The organism is Novosphingobium sp. (assembly GCF_041905565.1).
In the GTDB taxonomy this organism is placed as follows: Bacteria; Pseudomonadota; Alphaproteobacteria; order Sphingomonadales; family Sphingomonadaceae; genus Novosphingobium.
In genome coordinates this window covers 1-18,595 of the sequence record NZ_JAYRKX010000015.1, presented here as the reverse complement: position 1 = coordinate 18,595, position 18,595 = coordinate 1, and the positions used below count along the sequence as shown (strand labels likewise).

Genomic DNA, 18,595 nt, shown 5'->3' with positions numbered 1-18,595 from the left:
TTCAGCCGAGTCGCTTCGTCGCGGAAAGGCCGTCGATGGCTGCCCAGCGCGGCCAGCCAAGTTGCCGGGCACGGCGCGCATCCATGCCGCCCAGCGCGATCACCGGCATCGGCGCCCATGCCGCGATGGCGCGGAACCGCAAGGTTCCTAGTCCCGCCGCGCCCGGGTGCGAGCGGGTGGGAAAGACCGGGGACAACAACACCGCATCGGCCCGCCGCGCGCGGCGCAGTTCGGCCAGCGAATGAACCGTGACCAGCCGCAGCCCCGCCGCGCCCGCGCCCAGCGCCCGAGCGCTGCCATAGGCGCCGTCCGCCCCCCAGCGCCGTGCCTCGGCCGCCGAGCCGGACAGCACGACCGTGTGGCCGCAGGCGCGCGCGATCCGCGCCAGCGCGCGGAACCGGGCGCGGCGCTGGGCCGGGGGCAGGTGGTAATGGCGCAGCACGAAGCCGCTGCCGCGTGGCAGGCGGCGCAGTGCCTGCTCCAGCCCGGCATCGTTGCGGGCATCGGACAGCAGCCACAGCTGCGGCAGGGACTGGCGGTTCTGCATCGCCCCGCTATAGCAGCGCGCCATGCATCATCCACTTGAAGAAACACGCGCCCGTATCGCCCATGCCGCCAGCATTGCCGGGCGCCAGGCCGGAGATGTCACGCTGGTCGCGGTCAGCAAGACCCACCCGGCCGAAGCGATCGAACCGCTGCTTGCGGCCGGGCAGCGGGTGTTCGGGGAAAACCGCGTGCAGGAAGCCCAGGCCAAGTGGCCCGCGCTGCGCGAACGCTATCCCGACATCGAATTGCACCTGGTCGGCCAGCTGCAATCGAACAAGGCGGAAGATGCTGTGGCGCTGTTCGATTGCATCCATTCGGTCGACCGCCCTTCGCTGGTCAGCGCGCTGGCCAAGGCGATGGACAAGGCCGGGCGGCGCGTGCCGTGCTTCGTCCAGGTCAACATCGGCGCGGAAGAACAGAAGGGCGGCTGCGCGATTGCCGAGTTGCCCGCGCTGCTGGAACAGGCCCGCGCCGCCGATCTGCCGGTGGTCGGGCTGATGTGCGTGCCGCCCGCCGGGATCGAGGCCGCGCCGTTCTTTGCCCTGCTCGACAAGCTGGCGCGCGACCATGGCCTGCCGGGCCGGTCGATGGGCATGTCGGACGATTTCGAAACCGCGATCATGCTGGGCGCGACCCACGTGCGGATCGGCTCGGCCCTGTTCGGCGCGCGGGGCTGATCCTTATTCCGCGTGACGGCTCAGCTCGTCGCCGCTGACCGTCACCACGTGCAGCAGGTTGGTTGACCCCGGGGTGCCAAACGGCACGCCCGCCAGCGCGATCAGCTTCGATCCCGCTTCGGCAAAACCGTGGCGCAGCGCCATGCGCTTGCCCTTGGCGATCATCTCCTCGAAGCTGCCGATGTCCTTGGTCTGGACGGCATGGGCGCCCCACAGCAGCGCCAGTCGCCGCGCGATCCGCTGGCTTGGGGTCAGCACCAGCACCGGCACGCTCGGCCGCTCGCGCGCAACGCGCCGGGCGGTGCTGCCCGAACCCGTGAACACTGCGATTGCCGCGACGCTGACCGTCTGCGCGATCGACGCCGAAGCCAAGGCCAGCGCATCGGCGGTGGTGGCATCGGGCCGGACCTGGGTGAAGTGGACCCGCGCGGCGTAGCCGGGATCGCTTTCCACCTGCGCGGCGATCCGGTGCATGATCGTCACCGCTTCAACCGGCCAGGCGCCGCTGGCGGTTTCGGCCGACAGCATCACCGCATCTGCCCCGTCATAGACCGCATTGGCCACGTCCGACACTTCGGCGCGGGTCGGGGCTGGGCTTTCGATCATCGATTCGAGCATCTGCGTCGCCACCACCACCGGCTTGCCGCTGCGGCGGGTGGTTTCGACGATCCGCTTTTGCAGCGGGGGCACTTCCTCGGGGTTGAGTTCGACGCCCAGATCGCCGCGCGCGACCATGATCGCGTCGGCCAGTTCGATGATTTCCTCAAGCCGGCCAATGGCCGCGGGCTTCTCGATCTTGGCCATCAGCGCGGTCTGCGACGTGCCCATCAGCTTGCGCGCCTCGGCCACGTCCTCGGGCCGCTGGACGAACGACAGGGCGATCCAGTCCGCCCCCTGGTCCAGCGCGAAGGCGAGGTCGCGGCGGTCCTTTTCGGTTAGCGCGGGCACCGGCACCACGGCATCCGGCACGTTCACGCCCTTGCGGTCGGAAATCACCCCGCCCACCTCGGCCGAACAGAGGATCGCATCGGCATCGGCGCGGATCACTTTCAGCCGCAGCTTGCCATCGTCGATCAGCAGGCGCTGACCCTTCTGCAGGATGCCGAACAGTTCCGGGTGAGGCAGGCAGACGCGCGAGTCATCGCCTGGCGCCGGATCGCGGTCAAAAGTGAAGTGGCTGCCGTGGCGGATCACCGCCTTGCCGCCGGCAAACTGGCCGACGCGCAGCTTGGGGCCTTGCAGGTCGCACAGCACGGCCACCGGGCGGCCCACATCCTGTTCCACCGCGCGGATCGCGGCGATCGTGGCGGCGTGGGTTTCATGGTCGCCGTGGCTCATGTTGACGCGGAACGCGTCGGCCCCGGCGCGCAGCAGCTTCTCGATCATTTCCGGGCTGCGGCTGGCCGGGCCCAAGGTCGCCAGAATCTTGACCTTGCGGCCGCGCGGATCGAACTTTGCCACTTTTGCACCCTTTCACTTCCACCTTGCGCTATGGCAAAGGCGGGCTGAAAACCCAAGGATTACCCCATGAGCTGTTCCGAAAATACGAATGCGAACCCCGGCGATCCCCTCGACGCGCTGGACGATGCGGTCGCCGCCGCCGCGTTCCGCCGCCTGGTGCGCCACTTGCGCCACCGCCACGATGCCCAGAACATCGACCTGATGGGCCTGTCGGGGTTCTGCCGCAATTGCCTGGCCGACTGGATCCGCGAGGCTGGTGCCCCCTATGACAAGGACGGCGCGCGCGAGGTGATCCACGGCATGCCCAGCGCCGAATGGAAGGCGCGGTTCCATGTCGAAGCCACGCCCGAACAACTGGCGCGCATGGCCGAAAGCATGGCCCGGAACGCCCCCGGCCACTGATTTCCACAGGCCGCGTTTTGCCCGAATCCGCGCGGGCCGCTATCGCGCCGCCAACCGATTCATCTAGCTTGGAGTTTTCCCCGATGGCCGAAGCCACCGACGACCGCCTGCGCCTGCTGATCGAGCGCGTTGAACGCCTCGAAGAAGAAAAGAAGGGCATCCAGGACGATATCAAGGACGTCTACGCCGAAGCCAAGGCGGTCGGCTATGACGCCAAGATCATGCGCCAGATCGTGCGCCTGCGGAAGATGAAGCCCGACGACCGCAAGGAAATGGAAGCGATCCTCGATCTCTACAAGGCCGCGCTCGGCCTCGGTTGATCTTCACCGGGGCATTCCTATCTCCTTGGCCAGGATGGCTTTGCGAAAGGAATGTCCCCGATGATTTCCACCACCACCGCGCTGATCGAAGGCCAGCCGGTCAAGCAGTACCTTGGCATCGTCACCGGCGAGGTGATCGTTGGCGCCAACCTGTTCCGCGACCTGTTCGCCAGCATCCGCGACATCGTCGGCGGCCGTTCGGGCGCCTATGAGGACGTGCTGGCCGATGCCCGCCGCCAGGCAATTGCCGAAATGGAAGCCGAAGCGGCCAAGCTGGGCGGCAACGCGGTGATCGGGGTCGATCTTGACTACGAAGTGCTCGGCTCGAACGGGTCGATGCTGATGGTTACCTGCTCGGGCACCGCCGTGGTTGTCTGATCGGCCTGTCTCGGCTAGGGGCGGGCGCAAATCCACTCCTAGCTGACGGCAGACCCATGGCAGGCCATTCCAAATTCAAGAACATCATGCACCGCAAGGGTGCGCAGGACAAAAAGCGTTCTGCCCAGTTTTCCAAGCTGTCGCGCGAAATCACCGTCGCGGCGAAGATGGGCATGCCCGATCCGGACATGAACCCCCGTCTGCGCGCCGCGGTCAACGCGGCCAAGGCGCAGTCGATGCCCAAGGACAACATCCAGCGCGCGATCGACAAGGCGAGCAAGGGCGACGGCGAGAACTACGAGGAAGTGCGCTACGAAGGCTACGGCCCGGGCGGCGTGGCCCTGATCGTCGAGGCGCTGACCGACAACCGCAACCGCACCGCCACCAACGTGCGCACCGCCTTTGCCAAGAACGGCGGCAACCTGGGCGCCAGCGGCGCGGTCAGCCACGGGTTCGACCGGCTGGGGCTGATCGAATATCCGGTGGGGGCCGGTGACGAGGACAAGGTGCTGGAAGCCGCGATCGAAGCCGGTGCCGAAGATGTCGAAAGCGACATGGGCGAAGAAGGCGGCCACTCGATCTGGACCAGCGTCGATTCGCTGCACGAAGTGGCCAAGGCGCTCGAACCCGTGCTGGGCGAAGCCGAAGGGGTCAAGCTGGCCTGGCGGCCCGGCCTCAAGGTCGATGTCGATGAAGACACCGCCCGCACCCTGCTCAAGCTGGTCGACACGCTGGACGATGATGACGACGTCCAGACCGTGTGGGGCAACTACGAGATTTCGGACGCGGTGATGGAGAAGCTGGGCTGATCATCATCGGCCTCGACCCCTCCCTCAGCTGTACCGGCTGGGGGGTGGTCGCCAGAAGCGGCAACCGGCTGACCCATATCGCCAACGGTCAGGTGAAAACCGATCCGGGGCAGAGCCTGCCCGAACGGCTTGTCACGCTGGATCGCGAACTGACCGACGTGATCCTGCGCCACCGCCCCGATACGGGCGCGGTGGAGGAAGTGTTCGTCAACAAGAACCCGCAATCTACGCTCAAGCTGGGGCAGGCGCGCGGCGTCTGCCTGCTGGCTCTGGCGCGCGCGGGGCTGGGCGTGGCCGAATATGCGCCCAGCTTGATCAAGAAGGCCGTCGTCGGCACTGGCGGGGCGGAAAAGGCGCAGGTTCAGGCCATGTTGAAAGTGCTGCTGCCCGGCGTGAAGCTGGCCGGAGCGGACGCGGCGGACGCGCTGGCCGTGGCGATTGCCCACGCGCACCTGCTCGGCAGTCCTGCAATCAAGGGTTCAGCATCGCTACGCTAGGCATCCGCGCTGCCGGGGGCAAAACCGGAGGTGTTCATGCCGCATGTTGCCAAAACCGCCACCCTTGCCGCCATGGCCGGGCTTGCCCTGTCGGGCTGCGTCGCCAGCCGTTACCAGATCGCCGATGCGCTGATGCGCTATGGGCTGGATCGCAACCAGGCGAGCTGCGCCTCCGAATTCCTGCGCGGGCACCTGACCACCGGGCAGGTCGACCGGCTGGCACGCGCCGCGCGCGACTATCGCCGCGACGGACCGATGACCTTTGGCGATCTGGTTCGCGTTGCCGGGTCCCTGCGCGATGGCGAAACCATGCTGCAGGTCGGCGGCGCGGCCCTTGCCTGCAAGCTGGGGGCCGATATTCGCCTGCCGCGGCTTTGACCGCCCCGGCCCCTGCCGGATAATTCGCGCGGCGGATTGCCAGCCGGGTGGTTTTGCGGCAGGAACAAACCATGATCGCAAAGCTCACCGGCCTGCTCGATGATTTTGGCCCCGATTGGGCGGTGATCGACGTTGCGGGGGTGGGCTACCTCGTCCACGCCAGCGCCAAGACGCTCGGCGCCATGGGCCTGCGCGGGGACCGGGTTACGGTCCACACCGAACTGCAGGTCAGCGAGAATGACATGCGCCTGATCGGCTTCTCCAGCGGCGATGAACGGGCCTGGTTCCGCCTGCTGACCGGGGTGCAGGGCGTGGGCTCGAAAATGGCGCTCGCCGTCCTTTCCGCCCTCTCGGTCGAAGACCTGCAGCGCGCCTGCGCCGGCGGGGACGCCGCCATGGTCGCCCGCGCGCAAGGCGTCGGGCCGAAACTGGCCAGCCGCATCGTCAATGAACTCAAGGACAAGGCCGGCGCCCTGCCCAGTGCGGGCGGCGCCGCCGTCGCCGCCGCGCCGCCGGGCTCGGCCAGCCAGGACGCCGTCTCGGCGCTCCAGAACCTCGGCTTCAAGCCAAACGTCGCCACCGAGGCCGTCGCCCGCGCGCTCGACGAGCTGGGCGAAGGAGCCAGCCTGGATGCGCTGATCCGGGTGGGTCTGAAGCGGGCAGCGGGATAGGCCATGACCGATAACCCCCTCCTTACCCCCCAGCGCCAGGTGGAAGATGCCGATGCGGCGCTGCGGCCGAAAACGCTGGCCGAATTCGTGGGCCAGGCGGCGGCGAAGGATAACCTCAGGGTGTTCATCGAAAGCGCCAAAAGCCGGCGCGAGGCGATGGATCATGTGCTGTTCTTCGGCCCGCCGGGGCTGGGCAAGACCACGCTGGCGCAGATCATCGCGCGCGAGCTGGGGGTGGGGTTTCGCGCCACCAGCGGGCCGGTGATCGCTAAGTCGGGCGATCTGGCCGCGCTGCTGACCAACCTGGAAGAAGGCGACGTCCTGTTCATCGACGAGATCCACCGCCTCAACCCCCAGGTCGAGGAAGTGCTCTATCCGGCGATGGAGGACCGCGCGCTCGACCTGATCATCGGCGAGGGGCCTTCGGCGCGCTCGGTGCGGATCGACCTGCCGCCGTTTACCCTGGTTGGCGCAACGACCCGGCAGGGGCTGCTGACTACGCCCTTGCGCGACCGTTTCGGGATTCCGGTGCGGCTCAACTTCTACACCGTCGATGAACTGGAACGGGTGGTCGCGCGCGGCGCCGGGCTGCTGGGCATCGGCATCGAAAGCGACGGTGCGCGCGAGATTGCGCGGCGCGCGCGCGGCACGCCGCGCGTGGCCGGGCGGTTGCTGCGGCGGGTGCGCGATTTCGCCCACGTCGGCGGCCAGGGCACGATCGACCGCGCCCTGGCGGACGATTCGCTGACCCGGCTGGAAGTGGACGCGCTGGGGCTCGATGCGCAGGACCGGCGCTATCTCCACATGATCGCCGATATCTACAAGGGTGGGCCGGTTGGCGTCGAAACGCTGGCGGCGGGCCTGTCCGAACCGCGCGACACGATCGAGGAAGTGATCGAGCCTTACCTGATCCAGCTGGGGCTGGTGGCGCGCACCGCGCGCGGGCGCTGCCTGAACGAGCGGGGCTGGAAGCACCTGGGAATCACCCCGCCGGGCGGCAGCCAGCAGGGCCTGTTCGAGGGCGACGATCCCGCTGCGGATTAACCCTTTACCCTTGGGATCATTGGCATTTGCCGCCCATTTGGTTCCATAATGGGACAGATGACCGTGGCACGTGCGGGCCGCAGGCAGAATCCCGATCCGGGACCGCAAAAACACGGTTAACGCGATTGCCGCTTTAACTTTCCTCTGCGTTTTTGGCCTTACAGGGGCGTGGAGGTTGCAACCGATGCAGCCGGTTCGCTCCTTGTAGAGCTAAAGAGAGCAGAGCTTATGTCGGTTCGGATGGCACTGGTGAAATTGTCCGCTTTCGCAGCGGGCGGTGCTGTGATCGGGGGCGGGGCGGTGCATGTCGCCGAAGCGCCGGCGCAGCAGGTGCAATACGTCAAGCATGCCAAGGGCAGCGCGGCGAACAGCACCAAGGCCAAGCGCAAGATCGTGCGGCGCCAGGCTGCGGCCGAACCGCGCAAGATGAAGCGCATCCGCCGCGTCGTGACCCGCAGCTACAGCTGCGCTGCGCCCGAAGCGCCGCAGATGGCCATGGCCATGCCCCTGCCGCAGCTTCCCCAGATGCCGGCCCCGGCTGGCGGCGGCGGCGAAGTGACCGTGATTGGCGGTTCGGGCGGCTTCGGCTTTGGTGGCGGCTTCTTTGGCGGCTTCTTCGGCGGTGGCGGCGGCGGTGGCGGCGGCTCGGTCGTGGTCTCGACGACGACTTCGGGCGGCTCGACCTCGACTTCCAGCTCGAGCGGCGGTTCCTCGACCTCGACCGGCGGCTTCACGTCGACCGGCGGTTCCACCTCGACTTCGACCGGCGGGCTGACCAGTACCACCACCACTGGCGGGATCACCAGTTCGTCGACCACGTCCACCGGCGGTGTTTCCACCTCGACGGGCGGGGTTTCGACCTCAACCGGGGGCGTCTCGACCTCGACCGGCGGTGTCTCGACCTCGACCGGCGGCGTGACCAGCACCTCGACCACTTCCAGCTCGTCGGGCGGGATCACCAGCTCCAGCTCGACCAGCTCGGGCAATGTCACCTCGACCAGCTCGTCGTCGGGCAACGTCACGTCCTCGTCCTCGACTTCGGGCAACGTTTCGACGTCCAGCTCGACCTCTTCGTCGGGCAACGTGTCGACCAGCTCGAGCACCAGCAGCTCGGGCAATGTGACCTCGTCGTCCTCGACCTCGAGCTCGACCAGTTCCTCGTCGTCGACGTCCACGTCCACTTCGACTTCGTCGGGCGGCACGAATGGCGGCACCGATGTGCCGGCCCCGCCGATGCTGCTGCTGTTCGGTGCGGCGGCTGCGGCCCTGGTGGGCCGCCGCCGGCTGGGCAAGCGGGCATCGCAGGCCTGACAGTCAAAACCGATACTTGGGGGAAGGGCGGTCCGTGTGGCCGCCCTTTTCGTTTGTGCGCGGCGCGGCATGCCCGATCCATCAGGCCGGGATAGCACCAACAAAAAGGGCGCCGTCCGGTCTGGACGGCGCCCCTTGTGGCGCAAAGGCGCGGGCGGTCAGGCCGCCAGCTTGCGCAGCACGTAGTGCAGGATGCCGCCGTTGTTGAAATACTCGATTTCGTTGGCGGTATCGATCCGGCACAGCGCGGTGAAGGTGAACTTCGAGCCATCCTTGCGGGTGACTTCGACTTCCACGTCCTGGCGCGGCTTGAGGCTGGCGACGCCCAGAATGGTGAAGCTGTCGTCGCCGGTCAGGCCCAGCGTTTCACGGGTTTCGCCGTCCTTGAACTGCAGCGGCAGCACGCCCATGCCGACCAGGTTCGAACGGTGGATGCGTTCGAAGCTTTCGACGATCACCGCGCGCACGCCCAGCAGGTTGGTGCCCTTGGCCGCCCAGTCGCGCGACGAGCCGGTGCCGTATTCCTTGCCCGCGACAACGACCATCGGCGTGCCGGCGGCCTTGTGCTTCATCGCCACATCATAGACCGGTAGCACTTCCTCGCCAAAGCGGCTCATCCCGCCTTCGACGCCGGGGACCATTTCGTTGCGGATGCGGATGTTGGCAAAGGTGCCGCGCATCATCACTTCGTGGTGGCCGCGGCGCGCGCCGTAGGAGTTGAAGTCGGCCTTGGCGACCTGGTGTTCCATCAGCCACTGGCCAGCCGGGCTGTCGGCCTTGATGTTGCCGGCCGGGCTGATGTGGTCGGTGGTGATCGAATCGCCCAGGATCAGCAGCGGCTTGGCCTCGACGATGTCGGTGACCGGCGCCGGGGTCATGCTCATGCCTTCGAAGTACGGCGGGTTGGCGACATAGGTGCTGCCCGCGCGCCACGAGTAGGTTTCGCTGCCGGTGACGTTGATCGCCTGCCAGTGCTTGTCGCCCTTGTAGACGTCGGCATAGCGGGCCTGGAACATCGCGCGGTCCATGCAGGTGGCCATGGTGCTGGCGACTTCCTGGTTGCTCGGCCAGATGTCCTTGAGGAACACGTCCTGGCCGTCCTTGCCCGTGCCGATCGGGGTGGTGACGAAATCGTCGATCACCGTGCCCTTGAGCGCATAGGCCACGACCAGCGGCGGGCTGGCGAGGAAGTTGGCGCGCACGTCGGGCGAAACGCGGCCTTCGAAGTTGCGGTTGCCCGAGATCACCGCTGCGGCGACCAGGCCGTTTTCGTTGATCGCCTTGCTGATCGGTTCGGCCAGCGGGCCCGAGTTGCCGATGCAGGTGGTGCAGCCATAGCCGACCAGGTTGAACCCGACGTTGTCGAGGTGCTGCTGCAGCCCGGCCTTTTCGAGATAGTCGGTGACGACCTGCGAGCCCGGGGCGAGGCTGGTCTTGACCCAGGGCTTGGGCTTGAGGCCCAGCTCATCGGCCTTCTTGGCGACGAGGCCGGCGGCAACCAGCACGCCCGGGTTGCTGGTGTTGGTGCAGCTGGTGATCGCGGCAATCATCACGTCGCCATCGCCGACGGTGAAGTCCTTGCCTTCGACCGGGACGCGCTGGTTCGACTTCTTGTAGGTTTCGGCCATGTCCTTGGCGAACACGTCGTCGACGTCGGGCAGCGAAACGCGGTCCTGCGGGCGCTTCGGACCGGCGAGGCTGGGCACCACGGTGCCGAGGTCGAGTTCGAGCGTCGAGGAGAAGATCGGTTCGACCGACGGGTCGATCCAGAAGCCTTGTTCCTTAGCATAGGCTTCGACCAGCGCGATCTGCGCTTCGTCGCGGCCGGTCAGGCGCATGTAGTCCAGCGTCTTGTCGTCGATCCCGAAGAAGCCGCAGGTCGCGCCGTATTCCGGGGCCATGTTGGCCAGCGTCGCACGGTCGGCCAGGGTCAGGCCGGCGAGGCCCGGGCCATAGTATTCGACGAAACGGCCAACCACGCCATGCTTGCGCAGCATGTTGGTGCAGGTCAGCACCAGGTCGGTCGCGGTCACGCCTTCCTTGAGGGTGCCGGTCAGCTTGAAGCCGACCACTTCGGGGATCAGCATCGAGACCGGCTGGCCAAGCATCGCGGCTTCGGCTTCGATCCCGCCAACGCCCCAGCCCAGCACGCCCAGGCCGTTGACCATTGTGGTGTGGCTGTCAGTCCCGACGCAGGTGTCGGGATAGGCGACGGTGACGCCGTTCTGGTCCTTGCTGGTCCACACCGTCTGCGCGATGTTTTCCAGGTTCACCTGGTGGCAGATGCCGGTGCCCGGGGGCACGGCGTAGAAGTTGTTGAGCGACTTGGAGCCCCACTTGAGGAAGTCATAGCGCTCCATGTTGCGCTGGTATTCGATCTCGACGTTCTCTTCGAACGCCTTGGGGTGGCCGAACTCGTCGACCATCACCGAGTGGTCGATCACCAGGTTGACCGGGACCAGCGGGTTGATCTTGCTGGTGTCGCCGCCCAGCGTGGCGATGGCATCGCGCATCGCGGCCAGGTCGACCACGCAGGGCACGCCCGTGAAATCCTGCAGCAGCACGCGCGCCGGGCGGTACTGGATTTCGTTGCTGCTTTCGCTGGGGTTCTTCTGCCAGTCGACCACGGCCTTCACGTCGTCGGTCGAAACGGTGAAGCCGCGGTCTTCAAAGCGCAGCAGGTTTTCCAGCAGGACCTTCATGCTGAACGGCAGGCGGCTGATGTCGCCAAACTTGGCGGCGGCCTTGCTCAGCGAGTAATAGGCATAGTCCTGCCCGCCAACGGTCAGCGTGCTGCGCGTGCCGAGAGTGTCCTGTCCGACCTGGGTCATGCTGCGTGATCTCCTGATGTGAAACCGCCCTGGGGGAACCTGCGCAGTACCACCGCAGCAGGGCCGGTTCGTCGGCGCCGCCGATGCGCGCGAATCTAGCCTGCGTCAAGGGGCTGGACTGGCAAAACAACCTCTGAACCGGCTCTAAAGCGCGGTTTCCTCGATATGGACCCGGGGCGCGGCAATCCAGCAGCCGATCACGATCAGGACCACGCCCAGCAGGGTCGCCACGGTCACCGGTTCGGCGAACATCCACCAGCCCATGAGCGCCGCCCAGACGAAGGCGGTATATTCGATCGGCAGCAGGGCCTGGGCTTCGGCCCGGCCATAGCCCCAACTGATCACCATCAGCGAAATCATCGCCAGCACGGCCCCGCCGAAGATGTCGACCAGCGCGCGGGTCCCCGGCACGGCGGCCAGCCACGGCGCGGCCAGCCCCAGGAACAGCGCGACGAACACCGTCTGGAACAGCGCCACCTCGATCGGGCCGGCCATCTGCGCTTGCTTGCGCTGCAGGATCAGGTTGAAGGCATAGAGCACCGCCGACAGCAGGATCGAGCCGATCCCCCAGGCGGCATCGCGGCTGAACTGGCCTTCGCCGAGCCGCCCGGCGGCAATCACCAGCACCCCGGCCAGCCCCAGCAGCGAGGCGATGAGGGCCCGTTTGCCGACCTGTTCGCCCAGCAGGACCGATGCCAGGTACAGCGCGATCAGCGGGGCGATGAACGACAAGGCGATGCCTTCGGCCATCGGCAGGCGCACCAGCCCCCAGAAGAACGAGGTGGCCATGGCCCCGCTGACCGCGCCGCGCAGCGCGTGCAGCTTCATCGCCGCGCGGTCCGGCCACTGGCCGCCGCGCCACTTCCACAGCGGGAACATCAGGGCAGTGCCGAACACCGAGCGCAGCAGCATGGCATTATAGGCCCCTGCAGCGATCGAGGCGTTCTTCATCAGCGCATCCATCACGCTGAACAGCGCAATGCCCAGCGTGACCGCCGCGAACGGCGCGGCGGGATGATCGCGATGGAACGAACCTGAACCGGATGACACGAGCGCTTTTCCCCTTGCGCGCCGGGGGTAGGGGAGCCGCCCGTGCGGCGCAAGGGCGGGGCAAGTCGCCGGTCGAATGGACTTGGCGTCGGCCCGCGCTTCGGCCTAGTCTGCCCGGCATGGAGCAGGCTGAACCACGAGGCGGCGATCTGGTGCGGCGGCATGGCTGGCCGACCCGGGCGTGGCACTGGCTGAACCTGCTGGCCATGGCGGTCCTGTTGATGAGCGGCCTGATGATCTTCAACGCCCACCCCCGGCTCTACTGGGGCGAGGCGGGATCGGAAGCGGCCCAGGCCTGGCTTGACCTGTGGGGACAGGATGGCCTGCCCTTTCCGGGCTGGATCACCATTCCTTCTGCCTACAACCTGGCCGATGCGCGGCTGTGGCACTTCTTCTTCGCCTGGCTGTTGGCCCCGGCCTGGGTTCTCTATCTCGGCTGGAACCTGCGGCGCTGGCGGCTGACGCGCGAAGTGCTGCCGCGCCGGGCGGACCTGGCCCCGGCGCACCTGTGGCAGGACCTGCGCGATCACCTGGCGCTGCGCTTCCCGCGCGGGGCAGCGGCGCTGCGTTACAAACCGCTGCAGAAACTGGCCTATGCCGCTGTGCTGGCGGGGCTGATCCCGCTGGTGATCGTGACCGGCATGGCCATGTCGCCCGCGCTCGACGCCGCATTGCGGCTGACGGTGGCGCTGGGCGGGCGGGCGACGGCGCGGTCGCTGCATTTCCTGGCCGCGGGGGGGCTGGTGGCCTTCTTCGTGGTGCACCTGGCGATGGTGCTGCTGGCCGGGCCGATCAATGGCCTGCGCGCGATGCTGACCGGGTGGTATCGCCTGCCAAAGGAGCGGGGATGAGCGACCGTGAATTGACCCGCCGCCGCCTGCTCGGCCTGGGTGCCGCCGGGGCGGGCGGGCTGCTGCTGGGCGGGTGCGACCGGCTGAACGACAACGCGGGCTGGCGCGAGATGCTGCACGGGGCCACCGCGCTCAACCAGCGCGCCCAGCGGTTGCTGATGGGCGATGCCCTGGCGCGGGAATTTGCCGAAAGCGACATGTCACCTACGTTCCGCGCCAATGGCAGCACCAGCGTGGCGGATGCGGTTTACCGGGCGCACCTCGCCACTGGCTTTTCAGGCTGGGCGCTGCGGGTGGACGGGCTGGTGCACCGCGCGCTCGACCTGCCGCTGTCGGCCCTGCGCGCCATGCCGCAGCGCAGCCAGATCACCCGGCACGATTGCGTCGAAGGGTGGAGCGCGATCGGCAAATGGCAGGGGCCGCGGCTGGGGCAGGTGCTGGCCATGGCCGGGCTGCTCCCCGCCGCGCGCTATGCGGTCTTCCACTGTGCCGACCGGATCGGGGGGCGGCCCTATTACGAATCGATCGACCTGATCGATGCCTTCCACCCGCAGACGATTCTGGCCTGGCGGATGAACGATGCGCCGCTGCCTGAACGGTACGGCGCGCCGCTGCGCCTGCGGGTCGAACGGCAACTGGGATACAAGCACGCCAAGTTCGTCATGCGGATCCAGCTGGTGGCAAGCCTGACCGGCCTGTTCGGCGGCAAGGGCGGCTATTGGGAGGATCACCGCGATTACCAGTGGTACGCGGGTATCTGATCCTCCCCAGCCAGCCGGATTACATCAGCTTCTTCACCGCCTCGGCCGAATAGAGCCACAGGTCCGCGCCTTCCAGCTTCACGCTGCCCAGCGCCTTCTGGAACGCGCCCATGTGCGCGCTGGCGGAATGGGCGGCTAGCGCTTCTTCGCTTTCCCAGCGTTCGGCGATGCGGATCAGGTCCGGGTCCTCGACATCGCGGGCGAAGGAATAGTGCAGGCAGCCCGCTTCCTGGTTGGTCGCTTTGAGCATGGCGACAGCATCGGCCTGCACCTTGTCGAATTCGCCGGTTGCCAGCTTCAGCCAGCCGTTGATCAGCAGCATCTCTCTCTCCTTTTATTCCGCGCGCGAATCAGCACCACGGTTGTCTAGCCCCGCGCTCGTAACGGCGCGCCGCGGCGCTGGCCACCATGTCATCGGCGAAGGACTGGACCGAGCCATCGGGCCGGGTGCGGGACAGCACGCGCAGCTCGCGCCCGTATTCGTCGCGCGCCACCGGGTCGGCGCCGGTCAGGATGAACGGCCCCTGCCGGATCAGCGCCAGCAGCTGTGCGGCGGCCCGCTCGCCCAGCGCCTGTTCATTTGGGCAGCGCGGCGGGTGCAGTTCCGGCGCGTCGATCCCCTGGACGCGGATGCGCCGCGTGCCGATGTGGATCGTGTCGCCATCGATCACGCAGTTTTCAGCCGCGCCGGGCCCGCAGCGGGTAAACGGGGCGCTGATCAGTTCCACGCTTTGCGGCGGGGCCGGGCTGGGCCACAGCCGCGCCAGCAAGGCGCAGGCCAGCAGCAGCGCGGCGGTGTAAAGCCACGGCCTGAACGCCCGCCAGAACCGCTGGCCGCGCGTCAGGCCCTGCCAGCGATGGGTCGGCAGGACGCGGCCATAGCTGGATCTGCGACGGGGCCAGGACATAACCCGGGGGGCTAACGCGGGGCTGAATCCTGTGCAAGCAGCGCGCACCAGTCCGACCGGCGGCCGCGCCAGGGTTCGGCCAGTCCTTCGGCGACCAGCTGCGCCCCCAGGCTCTTGCCCCGGCGACTGGCCACGCGCAGCTGGCGGCCATAGCGGTCGCGCTCGCGCCCTTCGGTGACCAGTTCGAACGGCCCCTGGTTGAGCAGCGCGATCAGCCGCCGCGTTGCCGCCTCACCGCGCGTCTGCTCAGCGGGGCAGCCGGCGGAATGGGTCTCGGGCGCGTTGATGTCAGCCAGGCGTACCTTCTCGCCTTGCAGCCAGAAGGTATCGCCATCGACCACGCAAGTGGTGCGCGGACCGGGTTGGCACAGCGCAAACAGCGCGGCGGACAGCAGGGGAAGCGGCAGGGGCATGGCCCCCGCCTCGGCCAGAAGCGCCCGCCGGCCTATCCGTGCAAACCCGTGGTTTTGATCCGGATCAGAGCGAAAGGAACAGTCCGGCCAGCGCCGCGCTCATCAGGTTGGACAGGGCGCCGGCGGCCAGCGCCTTCAGCCCCAGCCGCGCGATCACCGGGCGCTGGTTGGGGGCAAGCCCCCCGGTCACCGCCATCTGGATCGCGATCGAGCTGAAGTTGGCGAACCCGCACAGCGCAAAGGTGACGATCCCCACGGTCTTGGCCGACAGGTCCTGGGCCGCGCCCAGATCGATGAAGGCGACGAATTCGTTGAGCACCAGTTTGGAGCCAAAAAAGCCGCCCGCGCGCATCGCTTCGGCCCAGTCCGGCGCGCCCAGCAGCAGGAACACCGGGGCAAAGACATAGCCCAGGATCATCTGGAACGACAGGTCGGGCTTGCCCACCCAGCCGCCGATCGTGCCCAGCATGCCGTTGGCCAGCGCCACCAGCGCAACGAAGGCGAGCACCATCGCGCCGACCGCGACCGCCAGCTTGACCCCGGTCTGCGCGCCCTGCGATGCGGCCATGATCAGGTTGGCGGGGCGTTCTTCCTCCAGCGAGACGGCCGGCACGTCGTCCGGTTGGGCCAGCGGCTGGTCCTTGGGATCGGGCATGATGATCTTGGCCATCAGGATCCCGCCCGGAGCCGACATGAAGGCGGCGGCCACCAGGTAATCGATGCGGATGCCCATGCTGGCATAGGCCGCCAGGATCGTGCCGGCGACCCCGGCCATGCCCACGCTCATCAGGCAGAACAGCTGGCTGGGGGTCAGCGCGGCAAGGTAGGGACGGATCACCAGCGGGCTTTCCGACTGGCCGACGAAGATGTTCGACGCGGCCGACAGGCTTTCCACCTTGGTGATCCCGGTGATCTTTTCCAGCGCGCCGCCGATCCAGCGGATCACCAGCTGCATGATGCCCAGGTAATAGAGGATCGAGATCAGCGCGGCGAAGAAGATGATCACCGGCAGCGCCGAAATGGCAAAGCTGTTGCCGCCGATTTCGGGCTTAGCCAGCGGGCCGAAGATGAATTCAGTCCCGGCGTGGGCAAAGCCGAGCAGGGCGGAAACCCCGGCCGCGATGGTCTGCAGCAGCATGTTGCCCCACGGCACATACAGCACCAGCGCGGCAAAGCCCGCCTGCAGCGCAAAGGCCGCGCCGACCACCCGCAGGCGGATCGCCTTGCGGTCGGACGAAAGCAGGAAGGCCAGCACAAGGATCAGCGCCATGCCCAGCACACTGTTGACGATCTGCATTTAGGCCGTTGCCCCCGAAAAGATGTTGCGCGTGTTGGTAACGCCTTTGCGCGCCGGGTCAATTCCTTGACGCTGCTGGCGAAGGTTGCCGCGCCGCCTGTCCCTCGCTAAGCCTTTGCAATGCAGAACCAGACCCCCGTGATCCCGCGCTCGCTGTTCGCCTTTTCGCTGCTTTACGGTGGGCTGTGCGTGCTCGCCGGGGTGATGGGCACCAAGCTTGCCTCGCTTGGCCACTGGCCGCTGCTGGGCGATCTGGCGGTGGAAAGCGGGATCTTCGCCTTCCTGTTCCTGGTGATCATTTCCAGCGCCGTGGCGGAACTGTTCGGGCAGAAGATGGCCAACCAGCTGGTGCGTTATGGCTTTGTCCCGCTGATTGTCTCGATGATCATGCTGACCGTGGTGATCCGCGTGGTTCCGCCCGCCTCGTTCTGGCAGGATCAGGACGCCTTCGCCCGTTTGCTGGGCCAGGGGGTGCGGATGCAGTTTGCCGGGCTGATCAGCTATGGCACCTCGCAGACGCTTAACGTCTACCTGTTTTCGCGGATCGCCGGCGGGCAGGGCAAGGCGCTGGTGCTGCGCGCCTGGCTGGCCAGCCTGCTCAGCCAGGTGGTCGATACGGTGCTGTTCATCACCATCAGTTTCTATGGCCAGGACCTGCCGCTGGGGCAGATCATGGAAGGGCAGATCATTTCCAAGCTGGTCCTTTCGACCATCATGGTCCCGCCGCTGATCGTGCTGTTCGTCAAGCTGGGGAAGCGGCTGGATCGGGTTTGATTCCCGTTCCTGCACGGCAAAGACGGGGCGCGGACCGGCGCTGCGCCCGCCGACAGACAGAGGGTGGCTCTAAATTCGCTTCAAATTGGGGGCGGGGGAGCCTATGCGCGCGGCCATGACTGACGCGCACGATCCCGCCATGCTTGCCAAGGCCGAAACGCTGGTCGAGGCCCTGCCCTATCTCCAGCGCTATGCCGGGCGCACTTTCGTGGTGAAGTACGGCGGCCACGCGATGGGGGATCCCGACCTCGCGCATGACTTTGCCGAGGATGTGGTGCTGCTCAAGGCGGTCGGGATCAACCCGGTGGTGGTCCACGGCGGCGGCCCGCAGATCGGCAACATGTTGAAGAAGCTGGGCGTTGAAAGCCGCTTCGTCGATGGCCTGCGGGTGACCGACAAGGCCACGGCGGAAGTGGCCGAAATGGTCCTGTCGGGCGCGATCAACAAGGAAATCGTCCGCTGGATCGCCGGGGCCGGGGGCAAGGCGCTGGGCATTTCCGGCAAGGACGGCGGCCTCGTCACCGCGAAGAAGGTGGAACGGACCACCCGCGACCCGGATTCGCAGATTGAACAGGTGGTCGACCTGGGCTTTGTCGGCGAACCCGACCGGGTCGATACCTCGGTGATCAAGACCATTTCCGACGCTGGGATGATCCCGGTGATCGCGCCGATCGCGGTCGGCGCGGACGGCGATACCTACAACATCAACGCCGATACCATGGCAGGCGCCATCGCGGCGGCGCTGGGCGCGGCGCGGCTGTTCCTGCTGACCGACGTGACCGGCGTGCTCGACAAGGACAAGAACCTGCTGACCGACCTGCGCCCGGCCGACATCGCCCGGCTGCAGCAGGACGGCACGATCAGCGGCGGGATGATCCCCAAGCTCGAAACCTGCGTCCACGCGGTCGAAGCCGGGTGCGAGGCGGCCGTGGTGCTGGATGGCCGCGTGCCGCACGCGATGCTGCTGGAAATCTTCACCTCGCGCGGGGCGGGAACGCTGATCCGGGTTTGATGAGTTCTAGTCCGGCTGACGGCGGTGCGGACAAGGCATCGGCCTTGTCCTGGCCTGCCCGAGTCCTTGTTTGATGCGCCAACTGCCTCCGCAGTTGGCTTGCAACACCAGCCCGCTCCCCCGGCCCAACCACCCACAGGGTACCTTGAACGGGTGGTTGGGCCGGGGGAGCGGGCTGGTGTTGCAAGGACAGGCCGGATGGCC

The 18,595-nt window shown here is 67.3% G+C and carries 22 protein-coding genes; 14 read left to right on the top strand and 8 right to left on the bottom strand.

Going from position 1 to position 18,595, the window contains the following annotated elements:
• Window position 1: 1 nt before the first annotated feature.
• Window positions 2–571: a thiamine phosphate synthase gene (locus ACE3N9_RS12490; RefSeq protein ID WP_374284069.1), complete on the bottom strand. Its 570-nt coding sequence runs from the start codon at window positions 569–571 to the stop codon at window positions 2–4.
• Between ACE3N9_RS12490 and ACE3N9_RS12485 the strand changes: the two genes are divergently transcribed.
• Complete coding sequence (locus tag ACE3N9_RS12485; protein ID WP_374284068.1) at window positions 570–1,223, top strand: YggS family pyridoxal phosphate-dependent enzyme; 654 nt, start codon at window positions 570–572, stop codon at window positions 1,221–1,223. The genes ACE3N9_RS12490 and ACE3N9_RS12485 overlap by 2 nt on opposite strands.
• Before the next feature lie 3 nt (window positions 1,224–1,226).
• On the opposite strand, the gene pyk is transcribed toward ACE3N9_RS12485, so the two are convergent.
• Complete coding sequence (gene pyk / locus ACE3N9_RS12480) at window positions 1,227–2,684, bottom strand: pyruvate kinase (protein WP_374284066.1); 1,458 nt, start codon at window positions 2,682–2,684, stop codon at window positions 1,227–1,229.
• Between the two features lie 66 nt (window positions 2,685–2,750).
• Here pyk and ACE3N9_RS12475 point away from each other — a divergent pair, with 66 nt between their 5' ends.
• The 9 genes from ACE3N9_RS12475 (at window position 2,751) to ACE3N9_RS12435 (ending at window position 8,494) form a co-directional block, all read left to right on the top strand.
• Window positions 2,751–3,086 carry a DUF1244 domain-containing protein gene (locus ACE3N9_RS12475; RefSeq protein WP_374284065.1) on the top strand — a complete coding sequence of 112 codons (336 nt, stop codon included), beginning with the start codon at window positions 2,751–2,753 and terminating at the stop codon, window positions 3,084–3,086.
• Between the two features lie 83 nt (window positions 3,087–3,169).
• A complete protein-coding gene (locus tag ACE3N9_RS12470) occupies window positions 3,170–3,406 on the top strand; it encodes a DUF2312 domain-containing protein (RefSeq protein WP_374284064.1) in 237 nt (78 codons plus the stop codon).
• Window positions 3,407–3,466: 60 nt separating this feature from the next.
• Window positions 3,467–3,784 carry a heavy metal-binding domain-containing protein gene (locus tag ACE3N9_RS12465; RefSeq protein WP_374284063.1) on the top strand — a complete coding sequence of 106 codons (318 nt, stop codon included), beginning with the start codon at window positions 3,467–3,469 and terminating at the stop codon, window positions 3,782–3,784.
• Window positions 3,785–3,840: 56 nt separating this feature from the next.
• Window positions 3,841–4,593, top strand: coding sequence for a YebC/PmpR family DNA-binding transcriptional regulator (locus ACE3N9_RS12460; protein WP_374284062.1), 753 nt, complete (start codon window positions 3,841–3,843; stop codon window positions 4,591–4,593).
• A complete protein-coding gene (ruvC, locus tag ACE3N9_RS12455) occupies window positions 4,590–5,090 on the top strand; it encodes a crossover junction endodeoxyribonuclease RuvC (protein ID WP_374284160.1) in 501 nt (166 codons plus the stop codon). The genes ACE3N9_RS12460 and ruvC overlap by 4 nt, the downstream gene beginning before the upstream one ends.
• Before the next feature lie 36 nt (window positions 5,091–5,126).
• Window positions 5,127–5,468: a hypothetical protein gene (locus ACE3N9_RS12450; RefSeq protein ID WP_374284061.1), complete on the top strand. Its 342-nt coding sequence runs from the start codon at window positions 5,127–5,129 to the stop codon at window positions 5,466–5,468.
• Between the two features lie 71 nt (window positions 5,469–5,539).
• The gene (gene ruvA / locus ACE3N9_RS12445) at window positions 5,540–6,139 is read left to right on the top strand and encodes a Holliday junction branch migration protein RuvA (RefSeq protein WP_374284060.1); all 600 of its coding nucleotides are present in this window, start codon (window positions 5,540–5,542) and stop codon (window positions 6,137–6,139) included.
• 3 nt (window positions 6,140–6,142) lie between these two features.
• The gene (gene ruvB / locus ACE3N9_RS12440; protein WP_374284058.1) at window positions 6,143–7,183 is read left to right on the top strand and encodes a Holliday junction branch migration DNA helicase RuvB; all 1,041 of its coding nucleotides are present in this window, start codon (window positions 6,143–6,145) and stop codon (window positions 7,181–7,183) included.
• Between the two features lie 240 nt (window positions 7,184–7,423).
• Window positions 7,424–8,494: a PEP-CTERM sorting domain-containing protein gene (locus ACE3N9_RS12435; RefSeq protein ID WP_374284057.1), complete on the top strand. Its 1,071-nt coding sequence runs from the start codon at window positions 7,424–7,426 to the stop codon at window positions 8,492–8,494.
• A 158-nt stretch (window positions 8,495–8,652) separates the two neighbouring features.
• On the opposite strand, the gene acnA is transcribed toward ACE3N9_RS12435, so the two are convergent.
• Window positions 8,653–11,325: an aconitate hydratase AcnA gene (gene acnA / locus ACE3N9_RS12430; protein WP_374284056.1), complete on the bottom strand. Its 2,673-nt coding sequence runs from the start codon at window positions 11,323–11,325 to the stop codon at window positions 8,653–8,655.
• A gap of 144 nt (window positions 11,326–11,469) precedes the next feature.
• The gene (locus ACE3N9_RS12425; protein ID WP_374284055.1) at window positions 11,470–12,375 is read right to left on the bottom strand and encodes a DMT family transporter; all 906 of its coding nucleotides are present in this window, start codon (window positions 12,373–12,375) and stop codon (window positions 11,470–11,472) included.
• Window positions 12,376–12,494: 119 nt separating this feature from the next.
• Here ACE3N9_RS12425 and ACE3N9_RS12420 point away from each other — a divergent pair, with 119 nt between their 5' ends.
• Window positions 12,495–13,226, top strand: coding sequence for a cytochrome b/b6 domain-containing protein (locus tag ACE3N9_RS12420; RefSeq protein WP_374284054.1), 732 nt, complete (start codon window positions 12,495–12,497; stop codon window positions 13,224–13,226).
• Complete coding sequence (locus ACE3N9_RS12415) at window positions 13,223–13,987, top strand: molybdopterin-dependent oxidoreductase (protein ID WP_374284053.1); 765 nt, start codon at window positions 13,223–13,225, stop codon at window positions 13,985–13,987. The genes ACE3N9_RS12420 and ACE3N9_RS12415 overlap by 4 nt, the downstream gene beginning before the upstream one ends.
• A gap of 19 nt (window positions 13,988–14,006) precedes the next feature.
• On the opposite strand, the gene ACE3N9_RS12410 is transcribed toward ACE3N9_RS12415, so the two are convergent.
• The 4 genes from ACE3N9_RS12410 to ACE3N9_RS12395 form a co-directional block, all read right to left on the bottom strand.
• Window positions 14,007–14,309 (bottom strand): putative quinol monooxygenase, encoded by a 303-nt coding sequence (locus ACE3N9_RS12410; protein WP_374284052.1) that lies wholly within the window; start codon window positions 14,307–14,309, stop codon window positions 14,007–14,009.
• A 28-nt stretch (window positions 14,310–14,337) separates the two neighbouring features.
• A complete protein-coding gene (locus tag ACE3N9_RS12405; RefSeq protein WP_374284051.1) occupies window positions 14,338–14,895 on the bottom strand; it encodes a thermonuclease family protein in 558 nt (185 codons plus the stop codon).
• An 11-nt stretch (window positions 14,896–14,906) separates the two neighbouring features.
• Window positions 14,907–15,308 carry a thermonuclease family protein gene (locus tag ACE3N9_RS12400; protein WP_374284050.1) on the bottom strand — a complete coding sequence of 134 codons (402 nt, stop codon included), beginning with the start codon at window positions 15,306–15,308 and terminating at the stop codon, window positions 14,907–14,909.
• Window positions 15,309–15,372: 64 nt separating this feature from the next.
• The gene (locus ACE3N9_RS12395; RefSeq protein ID WP_374284049.1) at window positions 15,373–16,605 is read right to left on the bottom strand and encodes a NupC/NupG family nucleoside CNT transporter; all 1,233 of its coding nucleotides are present in this window, start codon (window positions 16,603–16,605) and stop codon (window positions 15,373–15,375) included.
• Between the two features lie 120 nt (window positions 16,606–16,725).
• Between ACE3N9_RS12395 and ACE3N9_RS12390 the strand changes: the two genes are divergently transcribed.
• Window positions 16,726–17,379: a queuosine precursor transporter gene (locus ACE3N9_RS12390; protein WP_374284048.1), complete on the top strand. Its 654-nt coding sequence runs from the start codon at window positions 16,726–16,728 to the stop codon at window positions 17,377–17,379.
• 115 nt (window positions 17,380–17,494) lie between these two features.
• On the top strand, window positions 17,495–18,391 hold the full coding sequence (gene argB, locus ACE3N9_RS12385; RefSeq protein WP_374284047.1) for an acetylglutamate kinase: 897 nt from the start codon (window positions 17,495–17,497) through the stop codon (window positions 18,389–18,391).
• The last annotated feature ends 204 nt before the right edge of the window (window positions 18,392–18,595 follow it).

Bases quoted from the DNA above. Each gene is read 5' to 3' on its own strand.
- ACE3N9_RS12485 (WP_374284068.1), top strand. From the start codon at position 570: ATGCATCATCCACTTGAAGAAACACGCGCCCGTATCGCCCATGCCGCC.
- ACE3N9_RS12490 (WP_374284069.1), bottom strand. From the start codon at position 571: ATGGCGCGCTGCTATAGCGGGGCGATGCAGAACCGCCAGTCCCTGCCG.
- ACE3N9_RS12475 (WP_374284065.1), top strand. From the start codon at position 2,751: ATGAGCTGTTCCGAAAATACGAATGCGAACCCCGGCGATCCCCTCGAC.
- ACE3N9_RS12470 (WP_374284064.1), top strand. From the start codon at position 3,170: ATGGCCGAAGCCACCGACGACCGCCTGCGCCTGCTGATCGAGCGCGTT.
- ACE3N9_RS12465 (WP_374284063.1), top strand. From the start codon at position 3,467: ATGATTTCCACCACCACCGCGCTGATCGAAGGCCAGCCGGTCAAGCAG.
- ACE3N9_RS12460 (WP_374284062.1), top strand. From the start codon at position 3,841: ATGGCAGGCCATTCCAAATTCAAGAACATCATGCACCGCAAGGGTGCG.
- ACE3N9_RS12450 (WP_374284061.1), top strand. From the start codon at position 5,127: ATGCCGCATGTTGCCAAAACCGCCACCCTTGCCGCCATGGCCGGGCTT.
- ruvA (WP_374284060.1), top strand. From the start codon at position 5,540: ATGATCGCAAAGCTCACCGGCCTGCTCGATGATTTTGGCCCCGATTGG.
- ruvB (WP_374284058.1), top strand. From the start codon at position 6,143: ATGACCGATAACCCCCTCCTTACCCCCCAGCGCCAGGTGGAAGATGCC.
- ACE3N9_RS12435 (WP_374284057.1), top strand. From the start codon at position 7,424: ATGGCACTGGTGAAATTGTCCGCTTTCGCAGCGGGCGGTGCTGTGATC.
- acnA (WP_374284056.1), bottom strand. From the start codon at position 11,325: ATGACCCAGGTCGGACAGGACACTCTCGGCACGCGCAGCACGCTGACC.
- ACE3N9_RS12420 (WP_374284054.1), top strand. From the start codon at position 12,495: ATGGAGCAGGCTGAACCACGAGGCGGCGATCTGGTGCGGCGGCATGGC.
- ACE3N9_RS12415 (WP_374284053.1), top strand. From the start codon at position 13,223: ATGAGCGACCGTGAATTGACCCGCCGCCGCCTGCTCGGCCTGGGTGCC.
- ACE3N9_RS12410 (WP_374284052.1), bottom strand. From the start codon at position 14,309: ATGCTGCTGATCAACGGCTGGCTGAAGCTGGCAACCGGCGAATTCGAC.
- ACE3N9_RS12405 (WP_374284051.1), bottom strand. From the start codon at position 14,895: ATGTCCTGGCCCCGTCGCAGATCCAGCTATGGCCGCGTCCTGCCGACC.
- ACE3N9_RS12400 (WP_374284050.1), bottom strand. From the start codon at position 15,308: ATGCCCCTGCCGCTTCCCCTGCTGTCCGCCGCGCTGTTTGCGCTGTGC.
- ACE3N9_RS12395 (WP_374284049.1), bottom strand. From the start codon at position 16,605: ATGCAGATCGTCAACAGTGTGCTGGGCATGGCGCTGATCCTTGTGCTG.
- ACE3N9_RS12390 (WP_374284048.1), top strand. From the start codon at position 16,726: ATGCAGAACCAGACCCCCGTGATCCCGCGCTCGCTGTTCGCCTTTTCG.
- argB (WP_374284047.1), top strand. From the start codon at position 17,495: ATGACTGACGCGCACGATCCCGCCATGCTTGCCAAGGCCGAAACGCTG.